Source organism: uncultured Duncaniella sp. (assembly GCF_910577345.1).
Taxonomy (GTDB): Bacteria; Bacteroidota; Bacteroidia; order Bacteroidales; family Muribaculaceae; genus Duncaniella.
In genome coordinates this window covers 122,057-147,501 of the sequence record NZ_CAJTMT010000005.1, presented here as the reverse complement: position 1 = coordinate 147,501, position 25,445 = coordinate 122,057, and the positions used below count along the sequence as shown (strand labels likewise).

The following is a 25,445-nucleotide window of genomic DNA, read 5'->3' as shown; positions in this document are numbered from 1 at the left end:
GGGTAAGGGTGGTTTCTACCGGGCGGATGCGCGTGGGATTGTCGAGAGTGTTGTCGGCATCCGGGTCATCCGACGAGAGGGTGATGGCGCGCCCTTCCGTCAGCTTGCGTCCCTTCTTCATGCCGTCGAAGCGGAGTGTGAGCTCACGTGGAGAGTCGGAGGTGTTGGCGGCTTTGACGATATACTCACCGCTTGCATCATCGACGACTGCCGAGGCGTAGAGGCCGTTCTGACCCTCGGCTCCGGTGACAGATTTGCCTTCCATGGTAAGGGGGAGGACGCGGGTGCCTTTATGGGTGGAGTAGAGCTGCTGCACGAAGTAGCTTGCGGTCGGGATGGAGTTGAGATTGTCGAACCATATCATGTCGGGTCGCCACTGCCACCCCTCGACATGGGCGAAGAGAGGAGCGTAGGTGGCCATCTGCACGATGTCGGCGTTGCGTTCCAGACCGGTCATGAAGGCGGCTTCCATGAGGGCGGCGTTGAAGTGGTTGTATTTCTTCCCCTTGCCGTGGCAGGCATATTCTCCGGCGAAGACTTTCGGGCCTTTGCGGTCATACGAGTCGTAGCGGTCGGCCTGGGTGAGGAAGAACTCTTCGGGGCAATAGTAATGCTCGTCGACGAGGTCGGCTTTCAGGCGCTTCATCTCAGGCCAGAGGTAGTCAAATTTCTCGCCGGATGCGCTCGGGCCTGACGAGCCTACAATCTGAATGTCGGGATACTTCGCGCGGATGGCTTTCATGAAGGGTTCGAGGCGTTCGGGATACTCGGGGCCCCACTGCTCGTTGCCGATGCCGATGAATTTGAGGTTGAACGGCTCGGGGTGACCCATGTCGGCGCGGAGTTTGCCCCACTCGCTTGTGACGGGGCCGTTGGCAAACTCGATGAGGTCGAGTGCGTCGTCAATGTAGGGCTGGAGGCTGTCGACGGGGACATGCGCGTCCATACCCTTGTTCTGATACTGGCAGGCGAGGCCTACGCTCAGGACGGGGAGGGGTTCGGCACCTATCTCTTCGGCGAGCTGGAAGTATTCGAAAAATCCGAGTCCGTAGCTCTGGTAGTAGTCGGGGAAGAAGCGGTGGGGGAAGGTGTAGTGCCAGCGGTTTTCGTTGAGCGGACGGTTTTCCACGGGACCGACAGAGTTTTTCCACTGATAGCGTGTGGCGAGGTCTGTACCCTCGACGATGCAGCCGCCGGGGAAGCGGAGAAGTCCGGGATGGATGTCGGCGAGTTTCTGCGCGAGGTCCTTGCGCAGTCCGTTCTCATGTCCCTGCCAGGTGTCGGTCGGGAAGAGCGAGAGGTGTTCGAGGTCGCAGGCCTCCTTTGAGTCGAGAAACACTCGCAGACGACCCTTGCTGATTGTTTCCTTAGGGGTAAGCCGGACGGTGTAGCGCTTCCACTCTCCGTCGGTGATGTCGATTGTGGCGCTTGCCATCACCTGTGTCTCGCCCATTGCGGCGGGGTCGGTCAGCTCGACGCGGATTTTGGACGGGCGGTCACCGGCGCTGCGTGCCCACACGCTGAAACGATATTCCTCCCCCTTGCGGAAGGCTACACCGAAGAAGCCTTCGTTGGTGAGGGCGGTGCGTTTGTGGCCGTGGCCGGGAGGGGAGAGGCGGACGTAGTGTGGGTTGCGCTCGAAGGGGCCGTCGTCGCGGACACTGACTTTGCCTGAGCTTTCCCAACCCATGAGTGACTGTGGGAATTCAAAGGAGCGGTTTTTGATCATCTCGGCGTAGAGTCCGCCGTCGGCCGCATAGTTGATGTCCTCGAAGAAGAGGCCATACATGGTGGGTTGCACTGCGGCCCCGGGCTTGTCGGTGCGGATGACGAATTCTTCGGCGTTCATTCCGGAGACCGCCCCAGCGAGAAGCGCGGCAGTGAGTAGGGTTGATCTGAGATTCATGAATATTATGATTTATGATGAAAATCTAATGGGATACAAAAGAACATAAGGGCAAAAGGGGGGAGATACAGAAGGACAGAAGGGCAAAAGGGACAGAAGGGGTGGGGAGATACAAAAGAACAGAAGGGCAAAAGGGACAAAAGGGTTAATCAGAGGGGAGTTATAGGATATAAAAGATATAAGAGGTCGGATAGGCCATATAGGTCGGATAGGCTATAATTATGTAGAGTATCCATCTGCTATATATAAAAACTTTTGTCTCTTATGCTCTTTTGTTCTTTTGTATCTCTTCTTTTGCAAAGGTAGTGTTTTTCTGCAAATGAGGAGGGTAAAAAATATGTCACAAATAATCGGTTAATTCTTCAATGCCACATCGGGGAGGGGCTAAAAATATGGCCACCCGACCTTTTCCCTTGCGGGAAAGAAGCCGGGTGGCGCTCAGATTGAAATAAAGGGGCGGGTTTTTAAGTATTAAGTGGTAAGGATAAAGTATTAAGTTTTAAGTTTTAAGTGCTATTGCTCTATACTCTATACTTTAATCTCTATACTAAACAAATACTTATTTTACAACTGTTGCAGTGTAGGGGAGTTTGCTGAGGTCGAGGGTGATGGTGACTTCGCCGGTGAGGGGAGCGGGGATGTCGGCTCCGTCCAGAGTGAGATCCTGAAGCGAACCGCCGAGGTTGATGGGCCAGTCGTTGTTGGCACGGAACTTGAATACTCCATCTTTAAGGGTGGTCTTCAGGGTCCATGTGAGGAAGTCAGCTGAGGGAGTCATCACTGTCTCAGTTACCCATTCGCCTACAGTAGCATCACCAATGATGGCGATGGTATTGATCTTGGTGAGTGCATAGTCCATATCAACAAGATTAGCATCGCACCAATAGAGAGCGTTTGCAATAGGATCACCGTTCTGGTCAACCTTAATGTTGGTATCTCCGGGTTTTGTAGTGAGCTTGCCTTTTTCTTCCGAACCGTAGGCGGTAGCTTGCCAATTAGGCTCTACAGTGAGCTTGAACTCTGTGTTAAGGTGAGCGTAACCGTAATAGGTGATGTTATTGCTGGTCTGGAGAATCTGTGCCTTGGCAAAATCCCAGTCACAACCGGTGCCGATTACATAAAGCTGCTCAACAGCGTTGATCACCTTGTAGCTGCAAAGACCGTCTTCATCAGGTCGCATATTGACGATAATCTGGTAAGGACCTGCCTCTGTAATAGTGGCATAGGCGGGATTTGAAGAATATTCGCTAAGGAATCCTTCTCTTTCAGTCGCAAGTTCCGAATCAGACACGCCAAAGATTGTACCTGAACCGGCAGTGAGGGTAGAGCGGGGAACTACAGCCCACTGATAACCATTGTCGGCTTCATCGGTTGAAACTTTGATTACTGCTGAGAATTCGGGATTGTCGTAGGGGCTGCCACCACCGTTTGACAGTTTGATGGCCTTAGAGGCGTCGATGGCACCGTTGGAGCAAGTGCCGATGAGGTAGTATTCCTCCTCAACGGTGAATCCGGGATTGAGGGGAGTCATGGTTGCGGTCATCGGGCAGAAGTAAACGTTCTCGCCTCCGAGACGTATAGTTGCAGAACCGTTGACAGCGTATGCCTTGTAGCGGATATTGACAGTATTTTCAGCGTTGGGATCGATTGTGTTAAAAAACTTATGGTAGCCTGCATCGAGGTCATCGGGGTTGGCATAGACGATGTTGTCAGCAACAGAAGTTGCGAATTCAAAAGAATTGCTGAAATCGTCCGATGTTGCCATCTGACCGACGAAGGAAAGCTGATAGTCCTCGGGAAGATTTTCGACGGTGACAACATTGGCGAGGGCCACGAGAGAGTTGTCATTGTTCACCTGATCGAGATTTACAATTCCGTTGACACCGGAGGTGAGTTCGAGATCTGCAGTCTCAAAGATAGGCTCCTGAGGATTGGACTGTCCCGGAGGGTTGGGGAAGTCAAAATCATTGTCGCAGGATGCAAGACCGAATCCGAGCGCTAATATGCTGAAAAATGCAAATTTTTTCATTATTGTTGTTGTGATACTGATTTTGAATGTAGAATGGAGTGAATCCGATGTAGGGACGCGCTGTAGCGCGTATGCCGGGTGAAGTCCGGAATTATCTTCGGGATGCCATTGGAATTTTGCGCAAATTCATCCGGCATACGCGCTGCAGCGCGTCCCTACAATCTGAATCGTTTTTACTCAGCGGCTTTTACGGTGAGTGTTGCGGGTTCCACAGAGGTGTCGAGGGTGAATTCGAGTTTACCACCGCCCCAGTTGAATGTCCAGCAGCCTTCGCCGGTCACGCACTTGTATGCGTCGCCGAGTGTCATCTGCATGTCTGAACCTCCGTTGTCGGATGAGTAGGGAGTTGCGCCCCATCCGGTGAGTGCAGGATAAACGCGGAAGTAGAGGTCACCTGCAGCGATGTCGAAGGTGTTGGAGTAGATGCGTGTTCCACCTCGGTCAACAAGACGCCAGTTCTCATAGGTGGCTGCGTTTGCTTCGTTGGGTTCAGCCCATCCTGCCATTGAACCGACAAGATAGACGTAGGTTTCCTTCAAGAATTTACCTTCTTTGGCAGTGATGACGGGATTTTCCGAGTCTGTGAGGTTAATTTCGAATGTCACATCGCCACCAACCCATGTCTCGGGAGTTGTCCAGTTGTTCTGGGTAAGGGTGATTTCGGGCAAGTCGATTGATGTCGATGAGAAATTAACCACGGCTTCGTTGGTTTCAGGACCGTAGCAGGTACCGCTCCATCCGGCGAGTTCGGTGTAGAGACGGAACCATTGCTTACCTGCGGGGACGTTGACTGAACCGATGAAGATATTGGTTCCGACACCGGTCTCTTCGAAGCGGAGATCGTCGTAGGCAGTGGCATTTGATTCTGAAGGTTCAATCCAACCGGGAGAGCCAACGAAGTAAATGTAGCCGGGTTCCGGTGAATAAGGATTATAGAGTTGAACTGATTCGAGAACAATGTTGTTTGAAACACATGCGCTTGACGCTATGTTTGTAATCCATGCATGGGCGCGGATTGTCAGCTTGACGGGGGCAATACCTTCTTCAGGGTACTTAGCGAAACCGGAAATGCCCATAAGATCACGAACGATAGCAAGATCGAGCGTTTTTGCTTCAAGACTGATATTGGCTAAAGTCGGTGAATTTGGCGTGAGAGTAATGTAGTTTGCCTCCGTTGCCGGTTCTGTCTCTGTTGCCTCCTTGGCTTCGACGAACTCATCAGCGAGAGTAACGTCAACTGAGTAGTTTGTTACGGTAGACACTCCATAGTCGGGCTGCGATGTGGTGAGTTCCACATTACCGCCTGTTTCCAGAATATATGTCTGATTGGCAAAAGGAGGAGTGTTGAGGACAAAGGTTGCAGGATCGGGAGCGTAGTAGACAGGCTCCTTGTCCGCCTCACAGGAGGTAAATGAGAAGGCGGCTACTGCAAGTGTTGCTAAAATATATAACTGTTTCATTGATAAAATCATATTAAGATATTAGTAGCCGGGATTCTGACCGAGGGTCGGAATCATCTGGGTCGGGATAGCGTAAAGGTTACGGGTTTCGGCAGTGGCTGCACCGGCAGCGGCTGCACCCTTCCATGACCATACATAGTTTGAACCTGCGAATTTGCCGAAGCGGACGAGGTCGGAACGACGGTGTCCTTCCCAGTAAAGCTCACACATGCGTTCGCGGAGAATGTTTTCGGCAGTGAGCTGAGTCACTTTATCGAGACCGGCGCGTTCGCGCACTTTGTTCATCATGTTGAGACCGTCGCAGCCGGTAGCTCCGTTGAGTTCACACTCGGCAAGCATGAGGTAAACATCGGCGAGACGGAAGAGGGGGAAGTCGGCGGGATTGAATATAGTGTTGCAGTAGGGTTCTGCTTGCTTTTCGTTGTAGTAGTCATCCTCGGGAGTATAGACATACTTGATACACATGTAGCCCTGGTTTTTGTCGCTGAGGTCAAGGATGTCCTTGGTATAGTCACCCTCATAGATGAGACGGCGCTTGTCGTTCATGGCGAGAGCGTCGGCAAGTTCCTCACGCACGCGGGGGCCTTCCCAACCGGAGACTGCTACGCCGAGAGTCTTGAGGAGGTCGGAATCGCCACGATAGCTACCGCCTGAGAGGTAGGTTGTACCGCCGAAGGTTGTAAGGGTGGTTGCATCCTGAGGAATGCCCCAGAGGATTTCGCCGTTACCGACATACTTGTCGTTGGTTGCGCAGAAAAGATACTTGTAGGTAGGAGCGAGATTGTCGATTGTCTCTCGAATCTTGTTGCAGGCATTTGCTGCTTCCTGCCAACGGGCAACGCCGGTGTAGACCTCAGAGTTAAGGTAGAGTTTCGCGAGGAGCATGTAGCCGGCCTCACGCGATACACGGCCATAGACCTGCTTGGCTGCGGGCACAAGGTTGGGAATGGCGGCCTCGAGGTCGGCAACGACTGCATCGAAGAGCTGAGTGCGGTCGTAGGTGGGAGGGGTTGCGCCCACGATGGAGGACTCTGTTGTCCAGGGACCGCGACCGAAGATGTCAATCATGTGGTAGTATGAGAGGGCACGGAGCGTGCGGGCCTCGGCATCAAACACGTCAACTGAGAGGTTGTCGGTTCCGGGAAGGAGGTTGCCGTAGGCATGGAGGTCGCGGATGAACTGGTTGACAATTGAAATCTGATAGTTGAAGCGCGAGAAACACTCATAGAGCCAGTGGTTATCGGTCGACCATGTCGAGTAGACAAGCTCGTTGATACCTGCGTCAGCCCAGTTAGAGCCGATGAGAGTTTCGTCAGTACTGAGTTCCTGGAGGTTCCAGAGCTGACGGGAGTAGACACCTGCACCGCCGTCGTCAACGGTGATACCGCCTTCGAACACGAGGCCTCCGTAGATACCGGCAAGTTCGCCATAGAGTTCCTCGGCAGAAGTTATTTCTGTTTTGGTTGTAGGGTTCTCAGGCTTGACATCAAGGTCGCCTACACAAGCTACGAAAGCAGGGGAGGTGAGGGCAATGGCACCGAGAACGATATATTTTGATAATTTCATTTTGATTCTTCTTTAAGGGGAGTATGGATTTTTTAGAATGAAGCCACGATACCGAAGGAGAATGTCAAGGGATGGGGGTAGACATTATTGTCGATGCCGGAGAAAATTTCCGGGTCAAGACCCTTGTACTTGGTTATCACGAATGGATTCTGACATGCACCGTAGAGGCGGAGGCGGAGATTGTCGTTGAGAAGATTGTCCCAAGTGTAGCCGACAGTGATGTTGTCGCAGCGGAGGAATGAAGCGTTCTGCACGAAATAGCTGCTGCAGGCAAGCTCGTTTGTAACCGTGTTAAAGAGGAACGAGTTGGTGTTCAGGTTGGCAAGGGGAAGAGAGTTGTTGACTTCCTTGACCGCTGTGCTTGCTTGAGTGTCATTATAGACCCAGTTTCCGAGACTTGCTCGGAGAGTGATGCCGAAGTCCCAGTTCTTGTAGTTGAAGGTGTTCGACCAGTTCATTGTCACCTTGGGATCCTTGCTGTGGTAGATGATTTTGTCGGCGGCATTGATTTCTCCGTCACCGTTCTGGTCAACATAGACACCTTCGATAGGATTGCCGTCTTTATCATAAACCTGCTCGTAAACGTAGAAGCTGAAAGCGGGATAGCCTACCTGATGTTTCTGTATTTTGTTGGCTTTACCAAGTGAGATGCCTGAATCCTGAACCACTGTGTCTGCACCATCGGCGAGGTAAGTAATCTTGTTCTTGTTCCAAGCGATGTTGAAAGCGGAAGTCCAACGGAACACATCGTTGACGATGGGACGGGCGGTGATATTGAATTCGAGACCTATATTCTCAAGGTCACCGAGGTTCATCGGACCGACATTGGTGAGGTTTGAACCTGCGGGATAAGGAGATTTGGTAAGAAGGTCTTTGGTCTTACGCTGATAGAAATCCAAGCTACCGAGAATGCGGTTGTTGAGGAAGCCGAAGTCAATACCGGCATTCCATGTGTGGGTTTCCTCCCATTTGAGGTCGGCATTGTAGGATGCTGCATAGAAAGGATAGGTTGAGGTTCCCTGACCTGTGATGGAGGGATAGACTGCACCACCACCGGTCCACTGGTTGTAGACAGGGAGATAGGGGAAGTAGTCGTCACCAAGGTCCTGCTGACCGGTCACACCGTAACCTGCGCGGATCTTGAGTTCGTTCATCACGTCGCGTGCGCCTTCCATGAAGTTTTCCTCAAGGAGCTTCCAACCAAGGGCTACGGAGGGGAAGGTACCCCAACGGTGCTCTTTGGAGAAGCGGGAAGTACCGTCGCGACGTACAGTAGCGGTGATGAGGTACTTGTTGAGGAGTGTGTAGTTGATACGACCGAAGAATGAGACGAGCTGATGGGGATGGATGGTGATACTGGTGGGGTCGGCCTGATTGCCGAGATACTTTTCGTTTTCAGCGTCGACAACCTGGAACACGCGGCTGTAGTCGCGCTTCTTGTTGTGGAACTTCTGCCATGAGTAACCGGCGGTCACGTCGAGGGTAGAGAAGTCGCCGAAAGAGTGATTGTAGTTGAGGTAAAAGTCGAGAAGGAGGTTGACACGGGTTTGGTACTCATAAAAACGGCTTACACCACCGTCCTTGATGTTGATACGGTTGCCGTTGTCAAGAACGGTGTAACCGTTGTTCCACGCTTTCGGTGAGTTGATGAGCGGATTCGAGTAGTTTTCTCCGTGCTGATAGTCATAACCGAGGTTGAGGTTGGCGCGGAGGTCGGTGAGGAAGGGCATCTTGAGGTCGAGCTGGAGGTTACCGACTGATTGGTATGCCTTACCCTTAGAGATTGCTGCTTCATTGTCGGCAATCGGGTTGAGGGGTGAGGTGGTCGAGTCGATGGTCGAACCGATTGCATCTGGGCCTGCGATGATACCGCCGTTGACGTATGAAGTATAGTAGCCGAAGAGGGGTGAACCGTTGGGATCCTTGACAGGGAGGGTCGGGTTCATGCCGGCTGCCGCGCGGAGGGTGTTTGCACCGTAGTTGTTGGTGATGTAGGCACCCTTTACATTTGCATTTACAGAGAGGAGGTCGTTGAAGAACTTCGGAGTGAGGTTGATTGATGCGGTAACACGGTCCATGTCGGTATTCTTGATGATACCGTTGTTGTCAGTGTATGTCACACCGACGCGATAGGGGAGCCACTTGTAAGTGCCACCTACGCTGAGGCTGTAGTCAGACGAGAAAGTTGTGCGAGTGAGTTCCTTCTGCCACTCGGTGTTGTAGTCGCCGAGTTGACCGGCCATTGCGGAACCTTCACCGTACTCGCTGATGATGAATTTACGGAATTCACCGGCGCTCATCATGTCGAGATACTTCTGGGTAGTGTTGATGTAGCCGTTCATGGTGAAGTTGACCTGAGGCTTGCCCTTGGCACCTGACTTGGTGGTGATGATGATGACACCGTTTGATGCACGGCTACCGTAGATGGCAGTTGCGGATGCATCCTTGAGGATGGTCATTGACTCAACGTTTTCAGGAGATACGAGTGCGAGGGGGTTTGAAGAACCTACGATGCCCTTGGTGTCCATAGGCACACCGTCGATTACGATAAGAGGGGCATTGGATGCGGCGAGTGATGCACCACCACGGATCTGGATGTCACCGCCTGACGAGGGGTTACCTGAGGTGGTCACGACAACACCGGGAGAGGCACCTACGAGGAGGTCCTGGGCTGAAGTAGCGAGGCCGGCTTCAATTTCCGAGGGCTTGATAGTCGCCACGGAGCCGGTGGCGTCGCTTTTCTTGACGGTACCGTAACCGATGGCTACGACTTCGCCGAGCATCACGGAGTTTTCAAGAAGAGTCACGTTGATTTCGGTACGGCCGTTGATTGCGATTTCCTGAGTGTCGTAGCCGACGTAGGAAACGATGAGTGTACCGTCAGAGGGGGCGGAGATTGTGAACTGACCATCGAAGTCAGTGGCTGTGCCGAGGGTTTCGCCCTGGACCACAACACTTGCGCCGATGAGGGGTTCGCCCTCTTTGTCAACTACAGTACCTTTGACTGTAATCGTTTGCGCGAAAGCGGGGAAAGCAGCACAGAGCGCCATGAAAGCGACGAGCCACACTTTCCGAGTCATTTGAAAACAAATGTTCTTCATGCACGAATTGTTTAGAAAAATTTAGTAAATATGATAATCTCAAATAAAAAATTCAGTGTTGGTCAAGGCCTGCTGTCGGAGCAGACGGAGCAGAGTGATGAGTATTGGAGAATAGTCAAGGAATCAATCGGTGTCGTGACCGTGCATGGTTTTATCTGTTGACCATGGATGGTTTATTAAGGCAAGAAGCGTCAGGTGAAAAGAGTCCGTGTGGCCGGTAAGATGAGCCATGTTGGGGGTGTGATGACAACATTGCATGAAGAATGGAAATGGTGTCAGTTCGGGGGCTACCGCGATGCCACGGGAAGATGATGAAATCTTCGGTGACAACACGCCTGCTTGCTGAAAATCTCTACAAAATGATGATACTAAAATGTTCCTTTATTTCAATCTCTTTCTCTCTACATTCTGCAAGCCGCGGAGGCCTGCCGGTGAAAAGGGGAAGCGGAAATCATACGCCGGTCTTCGACCGTGTGTGAAATCCGCGACAAATATAAAACTTTATTTTGGTTTGGTCAAACAAATTTAAGAAAATCTGCGAAAAAGATTTGTTTTGGACTAAAAATCTGTGTTTTGGGGACGAAAAGGGGGCTGAAATGTAATGATTGGGTGATTGGAGGAGGTTTTCGTTGTCAGCGCTCGACAGGCCAGGGGTAGGAGTGGAGGAGGCGGATGAGGATGCGCTCGCGGCCGCCGCAGTAACGGTCGCAGAGAGAGTGGAATTCGGGGGTGTGGCCCGGACAGGAGAGGTGGGCGAGTTCGTGGTGGATGATGTAGTCGCGGAGCTCGGGGGTGAGGAAGACGTTGAGGAAGGAGAGGCGGATGCGGCGTTGGCGGGGGTAGCAGGTGCCGAGGACATTCATGCCGTGGGCGATTTCCCAGCGGTCGACACCGAGGCCGAGGTTGGAGGCGAGTTGGCGTGCGCGCGGAAGGAGTATGGCGGGTGCGATGCGCCGGGCTATGGCTTTGACGGCTGTGTCGATGGCAGACTGGATGGCGGGATCGGCTGTGTCGGCGGAGGGTGGGAGGAGGATGTTGAAGCGCCCGGTGGTCGGAACGGTGAGGGTGAGGCGGGTGATTCCGGGGGCGGTGAGGATGGATATTGTGATGTCGGTGGCGGGGATGGGGATGATGGTCCCGGGGTGGTAGCGCGGACGTGGACGGATGCGCTCGAAGTCGGCTGCGTGGCGCTCGATGGTGTCGGCAATCCGGCGGCTGGAGAGTCCGGCGGGGATGTTGACTTTGAGCTGTCCGGATGTCCAGCGGGCTGAGATTTTGCCTGAGCCGGATCGCTCGGTCACGGTGATGTGGCCGAGTGTCGGGTGGGTGAGAGTGAATGTGCTCATTTAGGTAATGTGGCGACGGAAGGGCGGACGGACATAAGGCTTGGGCTTACTGCTCGTCGCGTTTGGAGATGCCCCAGAGGAGTTTGGCGCGGAGGGTGTCGATGAAGTTGTGGTCGGGAGTGTGGACGACTTTGGTGACGAAGGGTGCGCGGCGCAGACGGAGCTTAACGTCGATCGGGAGGATGAGGGAGCGGCCATCGAGGGTGACGCGGTAGGTGTCGGTGCGCGATTCGACGGAGATGTCGATGATGTGGCTGTCGGCAACGACGAGGGGGCGCATGGTCAGCGAGTGGGGTGCGATGGGGCTGAGGACCCAGCAGGGGGCTGTAGGTTGCACGATGGGGCCTCCGACCGAGAGATTGTAGGCGGTGGAACCGGTCGGGGTGCTGACGATGAGGCCGTCGCCCTGATAGGATGCCACGGGCATTCCGTCGAGGAGGGTGTTGACGGTAATCATCGAGGCGGTGTCCTGGCGGAGGATGGCGATTTCGTTGAGTGCGAAGCCCCATCCTGAGACTCCGGCTTTGACCTTTCCGCCGATGCCTTTGCCTTCGAGGAGTGAGCGGGATTCGACGGTGTAGTCGCCCGCGATGAGGCGGTCGATCATCTTCGGGGCTTCGGAGATGGACTGCTCTGCGAGGAAGCCGAGGTGGCCGGTGTTGAAGCCGATGATGGGTATTTCTTTGGTGGCTACTCGGCGGGCGGTGCGGAGGAAGGTGCCGTCGCCTCCGATGCTGAAACAGAAGTCGGCAGTGAAGTCATCTTCCTCGAAGACGTCGTCGACAGGGAGCGGAGAGCCTGTTGCGCGCGACATTGCCTCGAAGAAGTGGCGGTCAACGCTGACGAAGATGTCAAGCTCTGAGAGTCGGTCGAGAAGAGCCTGGATATGGCGGATGTCGTCGGGGCTTTGGCGGCGTTTGCCGAAGATGGCTATTTTCATATCTATTACAGTAAGCTATTACTATTATATTGTGTATGCACTATGGGTTACACATTCCGCAAGGAATGCAATCATGCATCATGAACTATGCATCATGCATCTCCCTCAAAGACCGAGGTAGCGCATGAGTTCATCGTAGCGGTCGCGCATGAGGGAGTCGTCGGCAAGCGGGGTCCCCTGGGCGTCGATGACCTCGTAGCCGTAGCGTTCGAGCGAACGGCTGACGGATTCGGGGTTGCGGTGGCTGACGCGGAGTTCGGCAATGATGCGGCTGTCGGCCTCACCGTCGGAAGTGACGTTGAGGTTGAGGAGATGAGCGTCGCAGTCCTCGACGGCGCGGGCAATGCGCGATGCGCTGTAGTCGCCGCGGCGACAGGCGAGCACAAGGGTGCTGCTTTCCTCGACGAGAGGGAAGAGGCGGTCGAGCTGTTCAGCCGGAGAGGCGGAAATTGCGACGTTTTGGACAGATGTATCGTCTTTTCGGAGCAAAATATTTCTATGTTTTAGTTTTTCTGCCTAATTTTGCAATCACAAACTTGTCGGGAATGAAGCTACAAAATTACTAATAATACTTTATATAAAGAACCACTCAGCCCGACAAAAAGATTTCATTGCAAGGAAAAATGACAAATCTAAGCGTAAACATCAACAAGATAGCCACTTTGCGCAATGCGCGAGGTGAGAATGTGCCTGACCTCCTTAAAGTGGCGGCAGACTGCGAGGCTTTCGGGGCCGACGGCATCACGGTGCATCCCCGTCCCGACGAGCGCCATATCCGCCGCGACGATGTGTATCGTCTCCGTCCGTTGGTCAAGACGGAGTTCAACATCGAGGGCTATCCCTCGCCGGAATTCATGGAACTCGTGCTTCAGGTGAAGCCGGAGCAGGTGACTCTTGTGCCCGATGCTCCGGGTGCCATCACTTCGAATGCGGGTTGGGATGTCGGTGAGCACATCGAGTTTCTTACCTCGATTGTCGACCGTCTGCGCGATGCAGGCATCCGTTCGTCGATTTTCGTCGGCACGGATGTTGAGAACATTCAGCTTGCAGCCCGTGCGGGCGCTGACCGTGTGGAGCTTTTCACCAAACCTTACGCGGACCTTTATCCGAAAGATCCCGAGGCGGCGGTGGCTCCTTTCGTCGAGGCTGCCCATGCAGCGTTCTCGGCCGGACTGGGTGTGAACGCCGGTCATGACCTCAGCCTTGTCAACCTTGAGTTTTTCCACCGCAACATTCCCCGTCTGAGCGAGGTTTCGATTGGCCATGCGCTCATCTGCGATGCTCTCTATCTCGGTCTGGAGAAGACAATCAGGGAGTATAAGGAATGTCTGAGGTAAGGATTAAGTATTAAGTACTAAGTATAAAGTATTAAGGATTAAGTATAAAGTAAGATGATTCAGCAGGAATTTGTCGACACGGTGGCCACTGCCGCCATGAATTACAACGAGGCGGTGCAGGCTCAGGCTGCAACCGTGGCTCAGGAGCTTTCGGTGTGGGACCTCACGATGCGTGGCGGATGGATCATGATTCCGCTTGCCATACTTTCGATTGTGTGTATCTATATTTTCGTTGAGCGCTGTCTGGTGTTGCGCCGTGCGCAGAAGGAGGATAACTCTTTCATGGACCGTATCCGCGAGTATATCCACGATGGCGAGATCGAGAGCGCGCGCAGACTTTGTGCGAAGACCGACACACCTTATTCACGACTCATCGGCAAGGGTATCAGCCGCATCGGCCGTCCGATGAACGACGTGCTTGTCACCATCGAGAACACCGGCAACATCGAGATTGCCAATCTCGAAAAGGGTCTTGCATGGCTTGCCACCACTGCTGCCGGAGGCCCGATGATCGGCTTCCTCGGAACCGTCATCGGTATGGTGCAGGCCTTCTTCAACCTTGCATCCGCAGGTTCGAGCGCCAACATCGCAGTACTTGCCGACGGTATCTATGCCGCGCTCGTCACCACTGTCGCCGGTCTGATTGTCGGTATCATCGCCCTCTTCGCCTACAACTATCTCGTGGCACGCATCAATAAGGTGATGAACGCTCTTGAGGCGAAGACCATGGAGTTCATGGACCTTCTCAACGAGCCTGCATAAGCGCAGGGTCCCGAAATTGTCAACCTAATCAGTCCTTTTGACTATGGCTCTGAAACGACAAAACACCATGATGGCGGCTTTCTCGATGGCATCCATGACCGATGTCATCTTCCTGCTGCTCATCTTCTTCATGGTCACATCGACCTTCGTGTTCCATACGGCTCTTGAAGTGAATCTTCCCCAAAGTTCGAAGCAGACGGCTCTGAAGCCTTCCACCCGCGTGTATATCGACAAGGCCGGTGTTATCTATGCCACCGCCGATGAGAGCGAGCCGGTGGCGATGGATATGGGCGCGCTGCTCGACTTCCTCAGCCAGCAGGCATCGCGTCCGGAAGGCGCTGAGGAGTATATCGCTGTCTATGCCGATGAGGAGGTGACCTACGGGACACTCGTCAAGGTTCTCGACCTCGGTGCGCAGAACAATCTGAAGATGGTCCTCGCCACCAAACCGGCTCCTGCGTCAGCCCGTCCCGCCGAGTAGGCTCTTGTCTTCTCGGTATACGTAATCATTCTAATGTAACAGTTCTCTTATTCATATAGCAATCCACATGTCTGACACCGGAAGTGACCGTCGCCGTCACCATCTGATAGCTTTGCTTGTAACAGTGCTCTTCCACGTTCTCGTGGTTGTGGCTTTGCTCACCATTTATCTGCGTCCGGTCGCTGTTGATTCCGAACGCGTCTGGCCCCCTGTCGATTCTGCAGAAGTGCTTTTCGGCGGTGAATATGTGATGGTCGGTGACCGTCCGGAGATAGCTGAAGCCAATTCCGAACCGGCTCCTGCCGAGACGGATGCCGAAGCCGTACCTGCTCCGGAGGTTGAGGCTCTCGAAAATTCCGGCGAGGAGGCAAAACCGGCTCCTGTCGTGAGCAGCGAACGCCCGTCGCCCGCGAAGGTTGAGAAGAAGGCTGTTCCCGAGAAGACCGGTCCGACCAAGGCGGAGATAGCCGCTGCTGAAAAGGCGAAGCGCGAACAGGAAACCCGTCAGGCGATTGCCGGAAAGGTCAAATTCGGCCAGACCGGGACAGGCACATCCGGTTCCGGAAGTGCCGGCAGTCCTAATGGAAACGCTACGGTCGGTGCCGTCAGCGGCAGTCCGGGATTCAATCTTAAAGGCCGTACTCTTGAGGATTGGCACCGTCCAGCTTCGGCTCCCTTAGGTACTATTACCATCCGTGTGAGTGTCAACCGTCAGGGTCGTGTGACGGCTGCAAGCTATCAGTCCGGCACGGGAGCGGCTGCTGCAAGCCAGTCGGCCCGTCAGAGTTGCATCGAGGCTGCGAAGCGTTCGCAGTTCTCGGTCGACGAGGATGCTCCCGCTACCCAGACCGGAACCATCACCTACAACTTCAAGTAAAACTCTTGCAAGGTAAATAAGGGCACAAAAGGACATAAGTTCAGAAGGCACATAAGTTTATATAAAGCTTACTTGTACAATCAAATAGCTAAAATAAACTTATGTGCCTTCTGAACTTATGTCCTTATGTGCCCTTTCTTATTCTTCCGGAATTTCGAAGATTGAGAAGTTGACCGAGCCGTAGGCGCGATGTTCGGAGAAATGCGGGAGGGATGAGAAATCGTATTTTTTAGAATGTTCGATGATGAAGATGCTCCCGGGATGAAGGAGCTTCGAATCGAGGACCATCTGCGGGATGTCGCCAAAGCCTTCGAGGTCGTAGGGAGGGTCTGCGAAGACGAAATCGAAGGTCGATGCCGAGTCGCGGATGAATCTCAACGCATCCGTGCGCAGCAGATGGAGATTGCGGTCGTCGAGTTCGCGTTTCACCTTCTCGATGAAACGTGCCTGCGTAGCCGATTTTTCGACAGAGGTGACCGATGCCGCACCTCTCGAAAGCAGTTCGAAGCTCACGGCTCCGGTTCCGGCAAAGAGGTCGAGGCATTTGAGTCCCTCGATGTCGACCATATTCTCGATTACATTGAAGATATTCTCGCGCGCGAAATCGGTGGTCGGGCGTGCGGTGATATTGGTCGGGACGTTGAAACGCCGGCGGCCATATTTTCCTCGGATTATTCGCATAGTGGGAGTGTTATGAGTTCGAATGGTGCGAGCATGGCATCCTTCCCGGCCTTGAACATCTGTGGCGGGAAGATGATGGGCACAACGCGCGCCACGAAATTGCGTAGCATCGGTGTGAGTCTGTCGCGGAGTTCCTGGTCGCCTGCAAGCAGAAGCTCGTCGTTCCGCTCGTCAAGGCCGAGGCGCTGACGGATGGCAAGCAGATAGTAGACGGCATCCTCCGGATTGTGATAGCTGAAAGTGTTGGCCATCAGCAGACGGCGTCCGTCGGTGATGACAACGTCTATTGAATCCTGACGGATATTCGCAATCATCTTGACCTTGTTGCCGTGAGTGCCGTTTATGGCTGCGTAGCGGCAGAGCGCGGCTATGTGGCTGACAACCGTGACGCGTTGGAACGTACGGTTGATGAAGCCTCTCAGTTCCGGCTCTATTCCCGTAAGCACGAGTGCATTGACAGTGCCGGTATCGTCGGCGGTCATTTCGAGTTTGCTGTCGGGATATGCGGTATCGAAAAGCAGTCGGCGTTGCTCTTCACTCTCGCATTGGGCCGGAACAACGGTGTAGTCGCGCGTTTCCACCACGCAATAGACCCTGCGGAAATCACTCAACAGGGCGGGATGGTCGTAAATCACATTCTGTATGGCACCGATCCACGACGTGGAAGCAGTGTCGAGTGCAAAACGGCGGTAAATCAGCGAATTGTCCTCGACAATTGAATATATCACCACGTCAAGGGCATCGTGGCTCAGACGCAGCAGGAGATTTCTGATTTCAGGACTTTCAATCCTTTCACTTAAAGCTTCGGGTGTCATTCAGGGGATGTTTATAGAGGCAAAATTAGTCAAAAAACTCATATCGCGCAACTGCGGTCGATGGCTTTTGCTGATTTTCAGGCCGGGGAGGTGCGGAGAGGACGGTCGGAGCGTGAAAAAATGGGTCAATTTGGAAATCCGGTGGAAAAGGGATACAAACGAACAGAGTAAACAAAAGAAACAAAAGTATAATTTACTTTAAATTAACCTTTTGTATCTTCTGACCTTCTGTCATTATGTGCCTTTTTCAGATATTACGGCTTGTGCCAAGGAAGCGGATGGAAAACAAATATCCCATGCAAAGATAATACCTTGCATGGGATTAAAAGGTGCGTTAATACAAACGTGGTATGTAATTTTTATTGCTGCACGAGATTAGGCACTCCACCCCATTGGTTGGGGACGGGCTGACTCGGTTGAACTACGAAATACAGATAGACTAATGTTCCGAGGAAAGGTATGAGATTGATGAAAATCCACCAGCCTGACCGGCCTGTATCATGCAGACGGCGCACTGCCAAGCCAAGAGACGGAAGAAGAAGAGCAAGCGAGAAAATACCGCTCACGATAGTTTCAATTGTTTCGCTCCAGAAGAAAAGTGCGGAAATCACTGCGCCTACAATAAAGCAGAACAAGGCAAACCACCAATATTCCGAACGTGAAGCACGGCCCTGGAAATTGCAATAGTTGACTGTGACGGCGCGTTGCACAGCCTCACCGAAATTAAGTTGACGTTGATACATAGTTAATAAGGTTTGTGGTTGTAAGAGTTGTACCCGACTGCATGATCCAATACAATCGGGAGGGAGTATAATGCAAAAATACGCTTATTATCCATGAAATCCAAATATCCATCAGTGGAATTGTGAAATTTGTGCATATTTATTTATGTGGAAAAATCGAGTGGAAAATTTTTCAGTCAAACTCTTTTCATATATCAGGGATGCAGATTCTCGCTATTTTTCGCTAACTTTGCACCCTAAACGGTTTATCCCCCGAGGGGGATGGATTTGCTTTCTGACTGCATATCCACAATATACATAATAAACATACACCCAAAAGAATACACAGTAATACTACAATGGCAAACTGGTTTGAAACTAAGGTCCGTTATGATAAGACGATGGAAAACGGCGCCATCAAGAAAGTAACTGAAGCATATATGGTTGATGCCCTCTCTTTTACTGAAGCAGAGGCCCGCATCTCAGAGGAAATCGCCCACTTCACTTCCGAATTTTCCGTATCGGCCGTGAAGCGCACCAAGATTGCCGAAATCTTCCGTGAGCGTACAGGCGACAAATGGTATCTCGTGAAGGTGGCCTTCATCACACTTGATGAGAAGACCGCTGTTGAGAAGAAATCCATTTCCCAGATTCTCGTGGCTGCCGACAGCTTCAAGGAGGCTTTCGATAATTTCATGGAGGGCATGAAGGGTACGATGGCTGATTTTGAAATCAATACCATCCAGGAAACCCTTATCATGGATGTCTATGACGCCAACCTTGGCGGTGAAAACAAGGAGGGTTGATTGTCATGACCGTCAGTCAACGTCTGCTCGAACTGCGCAAGTCCATCCCTGAGGGGGTGGAACTTGTTGCCGTGTCGAAATTTCATCCCTCCGAGGCTATCATGGATGCCTACGGAGCAGGTCAGCGTGTGTTTGGCGAAAGCCGTGCGCTTGAACTTGAGGCCAAGGCCGGGGAGCTTCCTGCCGACATAGACTGGCATTTCATCGGTCATCTCCAGACCAACAAAGTGCGCAAGGTGGTGGCCCATGCCTCGCTTATCCACAGTATTGATTCCGAACGTCTGCTCCGTGCCGTGGACGATGAAGCAGCCAAGGCCGGACGCGAACCCGGAGTCCTTCTTCAGCTACATGTCGCTAAAGAGGAGACAAAATTCGGTTTCACACCCGAAGAATTGCTTGACTTTGTGACTCCCGAGCTTCTTGCCTCGCTGAAAGCGGTTGAAATCCGTGGGGTCATGGGTATGGCCTCGAATGTTGACGATGAAGACCGTATCCGCAGTGATTTCCGTGAGATCCGTACTGCGTTCGACAGTCTCCGTGCCGGTGTCTTCGCCTCCTCTCCTTCATTCTCAATCGTCAGCATGGGCATGAGTCATGACTGGCCTATTGCCGTGGAAGAGGGGGGCAACATGATTCGTGTCGGAACCTCGATTTTCGGCGAAAGGGAATATTAACAGGAATAAATCAGCATTTCGAATGACCGGAATAAGGAAAATAGCGATAGCCACAGGCACACGCGCCGACTGGGGACTGCTCAGCGGAATTGCCCGTGCGCTTGCTGCGCGCGAGGATTGCCACGTCGACATTCTTGCGACAAACATGCATCTGAGCGAACGCTATGGTCATACGATTGACGAGATAATCGCCGACGGTTTCGCGCAGCCGTTCCGCATTGAGATGCCCGATTCGACTGACTCCCCAGTCGGCACCGTAAAGGCTATGGGCGAGTGCATGACCGGCATGGCTACCGTCCTTGACGGCCTTTCCCCTGACCTGCTGGTCATTTTAGGCGACCGTTTCGAGATGCTTGCCACAGCTACCGCAGCTCTGATGCTCCGCATCCCGATTGTCCACATTGCGGGAGGTGAGATTTCCGAGGGAGCTGTCGACGACAGCATCCGCCATGCCATCACCAAGATGTCGTCACTGCATCTGACAGCTACCGAACCATATCGCCGGCGTGTGATTGCAATGGGTGAGGATCCGGAGCGCGTAATCAACACGGGTGCCATCGGTGTCTACAATATAATGCATGAACCTTTGATGGAACGCCGCGAGCTGGAAACATCCGTCGGACTTCCGTTGCCTGAGGGTTCATTGCTCGTCACATACCATCCCGCAACTCTCGACGATGAGGATCCGGGAAGCCGTTGCGACAATCTTCTTGCCGCTCTCGACCGTTTCCCCGAGTCAAATGTAATCATCACATATCCTAACAATGATTCGCGCGGACGTGTCATCATTGACCGCATCGAGGACTATGGCCGTCGTAATCCCGGGCGTGTCAGAGTCATTCCGTCCCTCGGCAAGCTGCGCTATCTTTCGGCATTGCGTTGTGTGAGTGCCGTGGTAGGCAATTCGTCAAGTGGAATTGTCGAGGTGCCTTCGATGCACATCCCGACTGTCGACATCGGCATCCGTCAGCGCGGTCGCTTGTGTGGCGAGAGTGTGATACATTGCGGCGACTTAACGGATGAAATCGCTGAGGCTATCGGACGAGCGCTTTCTCCCGAAGGGCAGAAAATAGCCCGCGAGGCAGAAAATCCATATTTCCGGCCCGACACCCTTGCCGTAATGGTCAAGGCAATCGCGGAAACTCCAATTGAAACTTTAAGAAGTAAGAAATTCTATGACATCCCGGTCTAATCAAGCTGTCAAACCGCTTTTCATCATTCCTGCAAGGGGTGGTAGCAAGGGTATTCCGCGCAAGAACATCAAACCATTGTGCGGTCGTCCTCTGATTCACTACTCCATCGATGTGGCCCGTGAGCTTGCTCCCGATACAAACGTAGTTGTGTCTACTGACGATGATGAAATCCGCGCGGTAGCCGAGGCGACCGGATTGCCGGTCAATTACCGTCGTCCTGCCGAACTCGGTGGGGATAAGGTCGGGTCGCGCGAGGTTATAATCGACGCGATGGATTGGGCTGACCGAAGCGGGATAGACTATGATGTTGTGGTCCTGCTGCAGCCGACATCACCGATGCGCACGGTTGATGACGTGAAGGGCTGTATGAATCTTTATACCCCGGATGTCGATATGGTGGTGACTGTGACGGAAGCCGCCTGCAATCCATATTATGACTGTTTCGAGACCTCGTCGGACGGAACACTCCATGTCGCAAAAGGCGAAGGCAAATTCACCCGCCGTCAGGATGCTCCGAAGGCGTGGCAATACAACGGTGCAGTCTATGTCATCAATCCTGCTTCCATCCGGCGGATGGGGCTTGGGGAATTTCCCCGTAGGATTCCGTTTGAAATGCCACGGTCGCGTTCGGTCGACCTTGACACGCCGCTTGACTGGATAATAACTGAAAACCTGATGTCACATGCAGATTGACCGCCACATATTGGCCGACAGCTCACGATTGATTGATGCTCTTGGCCGTCTTAACGAACTTTCGGGAGGAGTGATGACTCTCTTGGTGACGGATGCCGACGGACGCATGGTCGGCACGCTTACCGATGGCGATGTGCGTCGCGCACTTCTGCGTGGGGTGAAGCTCGATGCTCCCGTGTCGGAGGCGATGTTCCGCAAGTTCCGTTTCCTGAGCGTAGGGGAGGTGAATCCCGATACTCTCCGTGAGTTGCGCCGCCACAGGCTGACTCTCATTCCGGTTCTTGACGGTGACGGTCACATCCGCGATGTCATTGACACCCGCGTCACCAAGACGGTGCTTCCGGTCGGTGCCATACTCATGGCCGGAGGCAAGGGTGAACGCCTGCGTCCCATGACTCTCACGACTCCCAAACCCCTGCTGACAATCGGCGACAAAGCTATTATCGACTACAATATCGAGGCCCTTGCAGCAGTAGGTGTTAAGAATATAAGTGTTACGGTCAATTATCTTGCCGAACAACTGGAAGAGCATTTCTCAAAGCCCGTGGCAGGAGTGAGTGTAAAATGTGTGAGGGAATCGCGCCCTCTCGGCACCATCGGATCCGCAGCTCTTGTCGAGATACCTGTGGATGGCGATACGATTGTCATGAACTCAGATTTGCTGACGACAATCTCCTTCGAGGACCTCTACCTCCATCACCGCGCGCAGGAAGCCGACATAACAATAGCCGCCGTGCCCTACAATGTCTCCGTTCCTTACGCCATTCTTGATACCGATGGACAACGTGTGACAGCCCTTGAAGAGAAACCCTCATATTCCTACTATGCCAACGCGGGTATCTATATCTTCTCGAATGCCCTGCTCCATACCCTCAGTCCCGACGAACGCACTGATGCCACCGATTTAATCGAGCGCGCCATTGCAGAGGGAAAGCGCGTCAGCTATTTCCCAATCAACGGAACATGGATAGATATAGGCTCGCCGGTCGATTTCGCCCATGCCCGCGAACTGATGCGTCACTTGCAGCAGACACTTGATGCTTGAAATCCTTTCACGCCTCAAAAGTGTTATAATTTACAAATCATCAATTCTAACAACAAGTCCGCTAATACAATGGCTGATTCCAACTTCATAGATTACGTTAAAGTCCTCTGCCGTTCAGGCAAAGGCGGTGCCGGTTCGAGGCATTTCTATCGTGCGAAATATGTTCCCAAGGGTGGTCCCGACGGTGGTGACGGTGGCCGTGGCGGTCACATCATCCTCCGTGGCAACTCCCACATGTGGACACTTCTTCCGCTCCGTTACCGCCGTCATATCTTTGCCGGCAACGGTCAGAGCGGTTCCGGTGGCCGTTCCTTCGGAAAGGACGGTGAGGACGTGATCGTTGAGGTTCCCTGCGGCACCGTCGTTTTTGATGCCGAGACAGGTGAATATCTGTGCGAGGTCACATCGGACGGCGAGGAGGTGAAGCTCCTGCGCGGTGGCCGTGGCGGTCTTGGCAACTGGCATTTCAAGAGTGCGACCAACCGCACTCCGCGCTATGCGCAGCCGGGCGAACCTGCCATCGAGAAGTCAATCATCCTTGAATTGAAGCTTCTGGCTGATGTCGGTCTCGTCGGTTTCCCGAATGCAGGTAAATCCACCCTCCTGTCATCCATCTCTGCAGCCCGTCCGAAGATTGCCGATTATCCCTTCACGACGATGGAGCCTCAGCTCGGCATTGTATCCTATCGCGGCAACCAGTCGTTTGTCATGGCCGACATCCCCGGTATCATCGAAGGTGCGAGCGAAGGAAAGGGCCTTGGTCTGCGTTTCCTCCGTCATATCGAACGAAATGCCGTGCTCCTGTTCATGGTTCCTGCAGATGCCGACGACATCAAGGCTCAGTACGACATTCTTGTGGGTGAGCTCGAACGCTTCAACCCGCAGCTTGCCGACAAACCCCGCGTCCTTGCCATCTCCAAGAGCGACATGCTTGACGAGGAGCTGATGAAAGAAATTGAGGCTACCTTACCCGAAGGAGTTCCCCACATCTTCATCTCGGCTGTTACAGGCATGGGGCTCACAGAGCTTAAGGATATGCTTTGGGCTGAGATTACCGATGAGCGTAACCGTATCGAAGTCAATCCTATCACCCACCGTCCCCTCGACGGTCATCACCGTGTCCGCGAAGAGGATGAGTTCATCTTTGAGAACGCTCCTGAAATTCCCGGTGATGATGAGGAGGAATGGGACGACATTGATGACGAAGGCTTCGAGGGCGAAGACTACGGCTACGGTATGCTTGACGAGGACGGCTACGAGGAGTATAAGGACTAAGCCGGTTCTCATTACTGAAAAATAAAGGGTAAGTCACCCTGAAATTAAACAGTCCACATTGTTTGCGATTCTACTGCAAACAATGTGGACTGTAATTTTATCTGTATCTATCCTGCAAGTGGATTACTTGCCAGTGAAGACGCGGTATTCACCGGGTTTGAGGGTGGTGGGGAGAGTGGCTTGGTTTCCGGTAAAGAAATCTATTGTTTCGGTGGTGATTTCAGGAGTTTCAGCACTGAATTTGACTTCCTCTTCTTCAGCTCCGAGGTTCACGAGCACTACGACGCGGGAATCATCCTTCGAGCGGGAGAAGACATAGAGGTCGGGGCTGGTTGTGGCGTAGCGCACCATTTCGCCGCCTTCCTCTCCGGCGAGAAGTGCAGCCTGAGTGTGTTTGAGATTATTGAGCTTCTTGTAGAACTCAAAATATTTGTTGCGGGGTTCCCATTCCGGAGCCTTGTCCTTCACGAAGAATTCGAGGGCGCGGTTCATGCCTGTTTCCTGACCGGTGTAGATGAGGGGCATACCCGGAAGGGTGTAGGAGAGGACAGCGAAAGCATCGGAGAGATTGCCGAGGCGCTCGAATTCGGTACCTTCCCATGAGTTGAGGTCATGGTTGGTAATCATGTTCATCAGGTAGGTGTCCCGGGGATATTCGGCAGCCTGCGATGCAAGGAGCGAGTCAATGTCTGCGGCATGGCGTGTGGGGAAGGTGCGGACCTCGCCCATGTCGTTCTTGAAGGTGTATTGACCGGAAGTAGCGGCAATCTCGCTGAAAAGGTCCTTCATCGGCCAGTTGTAGCCCATGTCGAAGCCGTTTTTCTGGAGCGCGGGAACGCTCGCTTCGGCAAGCATGAAGAGGTCAGGTTTGACGGCCTGGAGCTGGGGACGTGCCTCATCCCAGAAATCGACGGGTACTTCCATGGCCACATCGCAGCGGAAACCGTCAACACCGACTTCAGTGAGCCAGAATTTGAAAGCATCGACCATTGCGGTGCGCATTTCAGGATTGGAGTAGTCGAACTTGTAGACATCCGTCCAGTCGTATGGGCCGAACATGTTGCCGAGTGAATCCTTTGCATACCAGTCGGGATGCTCGGTCACCCATGCGTTGTCACATCCTGAGTGGTTGGGCACCCAGTCGAGGATTACCTTCATGCCGAGGTCATGGGCTTTTTTCACTGTTTCCTTGAATTGGTCGAGAGTGCCGAATTCGGGGTTGAAAGCCTTGTAGTCCTTGACGGCATAGTAGCTGCCAAGCTCACCCTTGCGGTTCTTTTCGCTGATGGGATAGATTGGCATGAACCAGAGGATGTCTACTCCGAGCTCTTTGAGGCGGGGAAGTTGGGAATCGAAGGCTGTGATGGTGCCGGAATCGGTGAACTGGCGTACATTCACTTCGTAGATGACTGCATTGCGCGACCAGTCGGGATGGGTTACGTTGGTATAAGTTGAGTCGCGTCCGTCAGCCAGCGAGTCGTTTTTCTTCGAAGAGCTGCATGATACGACGAGAACCGTGACGGCTGCCACGGCAAGAATGGTTAGAAAGAATTTTTTCATCGGAGAATTTGAAAAATGTGAGTATGATATTCTTTTGCGAAGATACGAATAAAAAGTCATTTATCCTAAAACTCAACATATATTAATATATATTGGTATTGCCGGCAGTGGCGTTGACAATAATAAGCGCTTTTCGACCGTTAGAATATAGCTGAAAAAGAAGTGCTCTGCGCCAC

General features: G+C 53.0%; 22 protein-coding genes. 10 read left to right on the top strand and 12 right to left on the bottom strand.

Annotation, left to right across the window (positions count from 1 at the left end):
• The 8 genes from QZ310_RS04155 to QZ310_RS04120 form a co-directional block, all read right to left on the bottom strand.
• A partial coding sequence (locus QZ310_RS04155) for an alpha-L-arabinofuranosidase C-terminal domain-containing protein (RefSeq protein ID WP_297070684.1) occupies positions 1-1,849 on the bottom strand: 1,849 nt, incomplete at its 3' end.
• 616 nt (positions 1,850-2,465) lie between these two features.
• The gene (locus QZ310_RS04150; RefSeq protein ID WP_297070676.1) at positions 2,466-3,935 is read right to left on the bottom strand and encodes a hypothetical protein; all 1,470 of its coding nucleotides are present in this window, start codon (positions 3,933-3,935) and stop codon (positions 2,466-2,468) included.
• A gap of 173 nt (positions 3,936-4,108) precedes the next feature.
• Positions 4,109-5,395 carry a SusE domain-containing protein gene (locus QZ310_RS04145; RefSeq protein ID WP_297070674.1) on the bottom strand — a complete coding sequence of 429 codons (1,287 nt, stop codon included), beginning with the start codon at positions 5,393-5,395 and terminating at the stop codon, positions 4,109-4,111.
• A gap of 21 nt (positions 5,396-5,416) precedes the next feature.
• Positions 5,417-6,961, bottom strand: a complete 1,545-nt coding sequence (locus QZ310_RS04140) for a RagB/SusD family nutrient uptake outer membrane protein (RefSeq protein ID WP_297070672.1) — start codon at positions 6,959-6,961, stop codon at positions 5,417-5,419.
• Between the two features lie 32 nt (positions 6,962-6,993).
• Positions 6,994-10,041, bottom strand: a complete 3,048-nt coding sequence (locus QZ310_RS04135) for a TonB-dependent receptor (RefSeq protein WP_297070670.1) — start codon at positions 10,039-10,041, stop codon at positions 6,994-6,996.
• A gap of 653 nt (positions 10,042-10,694) precedes the next feature.
• Positions 10,695-11,408, bottom strand: coding sequence for a YgjP-like metallopeptidase domain-containing protein (locus QZ310_RS04130; RefSeq protein ID WP_297070668.1), 714 nt, complete (start codon positions 11,406-11,408; stop codon positions 10,695-10,697).
• A gap of 46 nt (positions 11,409-11,454) precedes the next feature.
• Positions 11,455-12,348, bottom strand: a complete 894-nt coding sequence (locus QZ310_RS04125) for an NAD kinase (RefSeq protein WP_297070665.1) — start codon at positions 12,346-12,348, stop codon at positions 11,455-11,457.
• A gap of 105 nt (positions 12,349-12,453) precedes the next feature.
• Positions 12,454-12,837, bottom strand: coding sequence for a hypothetical protein (locus QZ310_RS04120; protein WP_297070663.1), 384 nt, complete (start codon positions 12,835-12,837; stop codon positions 12,454-12,456).
• A 134-nt stretch (positions 12,838-12,971) separates the two neighbouring features.
• Between QZ310_RS04120 and QZ310_RS04115 the strand changes: the two genes are divergently transcribed.
• The 4 genes from QZ310_RS04115 to QZ310_RS04100 all read left to right on the top strand — a co-directional run bounded on the left by QZ310_RS04115 (position 12,972) and on the right by QZ310_RS04100 (position 15,805).
• Complete coding sequence (locus tag QZ310_RS04115) at positions 12,972-13,685, top strand: pyridoxine 5'-phosphate synthase (RefSeq protein ID WP_297070661.1); 714 nt, start codon at positions 12,972-12,974, stop codon at positions 13,683-13,685.
• Between the two features lie 96 nt (positions 13,686-13,781).
• Positions 13,782-14,447: a MotA/TolQ/ExbB proton channel family protein gene (locus QZ310_RS04110; protein ID WP_297070682.1), complete on the top strand. Its 666-nt coding sequence runs from the start codon at positions 13,782-13,784 to the stop codon at positions 14,445-14,447.
• A 43-nt stretch (positions 14,448-14,490) separates the two neighbouring features.
• Entirely contained in the window at positions 14,491-14,928 is a 438-nt protein-coding gene (locus tag QZ310_RS04105; protein ID WP_297070659.1) for a biopolymer transporter ExbD, read from the top strand.
• 67 nt (positions 14,929-14,995) lie between these two features.
• Entirely contained in the window at positions 14,996-15,805 is an 810-nt protein-coding gene (locus tag QZ310_RS04100; RefSeq protein ID WP_297070658.1) for a hypothetical protein, read from the top strand.
• Positions 15,806-15,943: 138 nt separating this feature from the next.
• On the opposite strand, the gene QZ310_RS04095 is transcribed toward QZ310_RS04100, so the two are convergent.
• The 3 genes from QZ310_RS04095 to QZ310_RS04085 form a co-directional block, all read right to left on the bottom strand.
• Complete coding sequence (locus tag QZ310_RS04095; RefSeq protein ID WP_297070655.1) at positions 15,944-16,486, bottom strand: RsmD family RNA methyltransferase; 543 nt, start codon at positions 16,484-16,486, stop codon at positions 15,944-15,946.
• Positions 16,477-17,301, bottom strand: coding sequence for a DUF3822 family protein (locus tag QZ310_RS04090; RefSeq protein WP_297070653.1), 825 nt, complete (start codon positions 17,299-17,301; stop codon positions 16,477-16,479). Before QZ310_RS04090 ends, QZ310_RS04095 begins: the two co-directional genes overlap by 10 nt.
• A 359-nt stretch (positions 17,302-17,660) precedes the next feature.
• On the bottom strand, positions 17,661-18,044 hold the full coding sequence (locus tag QZ310_RS04085; protein ID WP_297070652.1) for a DUF805 domain-containing protein: 384 nt from the start codon (positions 18,042-18,044) through the stop codon (positions 17,661-17,663).
• Between the two features lie 338 nt (positions 18,045-18,382).
• Between QZ310_RS04085 and QZ310_RS04080 the strand changes: the two genes are divergently transcribed.
• The 6 genes from QZ310_RS04080 (at position 18,383) to obgE (ending at position 23,709) form a co-directional block, all read left to right on the top strand.
• Positions 18,383-18,829, top strand: a complete 447-nt coding sequence (locus tag QZ310_RS04080) for a DUF4494 domain-containing protein (protein WP_297070650.1) — start codon at positions 18,383-18,385, stop codon at positions 18,827-18,829.
• 5 nt (positions 18,830-18,834) lie between these two features.
• Complete coding sequence (locus QZ310_RS04075; protein ID WP_297070647.1) at positions 18,835-19,503, top strand: YggS family pyridoxal phosphate-dependent enzyme; 669 nt, start codon at positions 18,835-18,837, stop codon at positions 19,501-19,503.
• A gap of 22 nt (positions 19,504-19,525) precedes the next feature.
• The gene (gene neuC, locus QZ310_RS04070) at positions 19,526-20,695 is read left to right on the top strand and encodes a UDP-N-acetylglucosamine 2-epimerase (RefSeq protein WP_297070644.1); all 1,170 of its coding nucleotides are present in this window, start codon (positions 19,526-19,528) and stop codon (positions 20,693-20,695) included.
• Positions 20,679-21,389, top strand: a complete 711-nt coding sequence (locus tag QZ310_RS04065) for an acylneuraminate cytidylyltransferase family protein (RefSeq protein ID WP_297070642.1) — start codon at positions 20,679-20,681, stop codon at positions 21,387-21,389. Before neuC ends, QZ310_RS04065 begins: the two co-directional genes overlap by 17 nt.
• A complete protein-coding gene (locus QZ310_RS04060; RefSeq protein WP_297070640.1) occupies positions 21,379-22,434 on the top strand; it encodes a sugar phosphate nucleotidyltransferase in 1,056 nt (351 codons plus the stop codon). Before QZ310_RS04065 ends, QZ310_RS04060 begins: the two co-directional genes overlap by 11 nt.
• 69 nt (positions 22,435-22,503) lie before the next feature.
• Positions 22,504-23,709: a GTPase ObgE gene (gene obgE, locus QZ310_RS04055; RefSeq protein WP_297070638.1), complete on the top strand. Its 1,206-nt coding sequence runs from the start codon at positions 22,504-22,506 to the stop codon at positions 23,707-23,709.
• Between the two features lie 123 nt (positions 23,710-23,832).
• Here the strand turns inward: obgE and QZ310_RS04050 are convergent, their stop codons facing one another.
• Positions 23,833-25,269, bottom strand: coding sequence for an alpha-amylase family glycosyl hydrolase (locus QZ310_RS04050; RefSeq protein ID WP_297070636.1), 1,437 nt, complete (start codon positions 25,267-25,269; stop codon positions 23,833-23,835).
• Between the last annotated feature and the right edge of the window lie 176 nt (positions 25,270-25,445).

Coding starts and splice junctions, on each gene's coding strand:
- QZ310_RS04060 (WP_297070640.1), top strand. CDS start 21,379: ATGCAGATTGACCGCCACATATTGGCCGACAGCTCACGATTGATTGAT.
- QZ310_RS04115 (WP_297070661.1), top strand. CDS start 12,972: ATGACAAATCTAAGCGTAAACATCAACAAGATAGCCACTTTGCGCAAT.
- QZ310_RS04065 (WP_297070642.1), top strand. CDS start 20,679: ATGACATCCCGGTCTAATCAAGCTGTCAAACCGCTTTTCATCATTCCT.
- QZ310_RS04130 (WP_297070668.1), bottom strand. CDS start 11,408: ATGAGCACATTCACTCTCACCCACCCGACACTCGGCCACATCACCGTG.
- QZ310_RS04095 (WP_297070655.1), bottom strand. CDS start 16,486: ATGCGAATAATCCGAGGAAAATATGGCCGCCGGCGTTTCAACGTCCCG.
- QZ310_RS04110 (WP_297070682.1), top strand. CDS start 13,782: ATGAATTACAACGAGGCGGTGCAGGCTCAGGCTGCAACCGTGGCTCAG.
- QZ310_RS04090 (WP_297070653.1), bottom strand. CDS start 17,301: ATGACACCCGAAGCTTTAAGTGAAAGGATTGAAAGTCCTGAAATCAGA.
- QZ310_RS04105 (WP_297070659.1), top strand. CDS start 14,491: ATGGCTCTGAAACGACAAAACACCATGATGGCGGCTTTCTCGATGGCA.
- QZ310_RS04140 (WP_297070672.1), bottom strand. CDS start 6,961: ATGAAATTATCAAAATATATCGTTCTCGGTGCCATTGCCCTCACCTCC.
- QZ310_RS04100 (WP_297070658.1), top strand. CDS start 14,996: ATGTCTGACACCGGAAGTGACCGTCGCCGTCACCATCTGATAGCTTTG.
- QZ310_RS04135 (WP_297070670.1), bottom strand. CDS start 10,041: ATGACTCGGAAAGTGTGGCTCGTCGCTTTCATGGCGCTCTGTGCTGCT.
- QZ310_RS04050 (WP_297070636.1), bottom strand. CDS start 25,269: ATGAAAAAATTCTTTCTAACCATTCTTGCCGTGGCAGCCGTCACGGTT.
- obgE (WP_297070638.1), top strand. CDS start 22,504: ATGGCTGATTCCAACTTCATAGATTACGTTAAAGTCCTCTGCCGTTCA.
- QZ310_RS04075 (WP_297070647.1), top strand. CDS start 18,835: ATGACCGTCAGTCAACGTCTGCTCGAACTGCGCAAGTCCATCCCTGAG.
- QZ310_RS04125 (WP_297070665.1), bottom strand. CDS start 12,348: ATGAAAATAGCCATCTTCGGCAAACGCCGCCAAAGCCCCGACGACATC.
- QZ310_RS04150 (WP_297070676.1), bottom strand. CDS start 3,935: ATGAAAAAATTTGCATTTTTCAGCATATTAGCGCTCGGATTCGGTCTT.
- neuC (WP_297070644.1), top strand. CDS start 19,526: ATGACCGGAATAAGGAAAATAGCGATAGCCACAGGCACACGCGCCGAC.
- QZ310_RS04145 (WP_297070674.1), bottom strand. CDS start 5,395: ATGAAACAGTTATATATTTTAGCAACACTTGCAGTAGCCGCCTTCTCA.
- QZ310_RS04080 (WP_297070650.1), top strand. CDS start 18,383: ATGGCAAACTGGTTTGAAACTAAGGTCCGTTATGATAAGACGATGGAA.
- QZ310_RS04085 (WP_297070652.1), bottom strand. CDS start 18,044: ATGTATCAACGTCAACTTAATTTCGGTGAGGCTGTGCAACGCGCCGTC.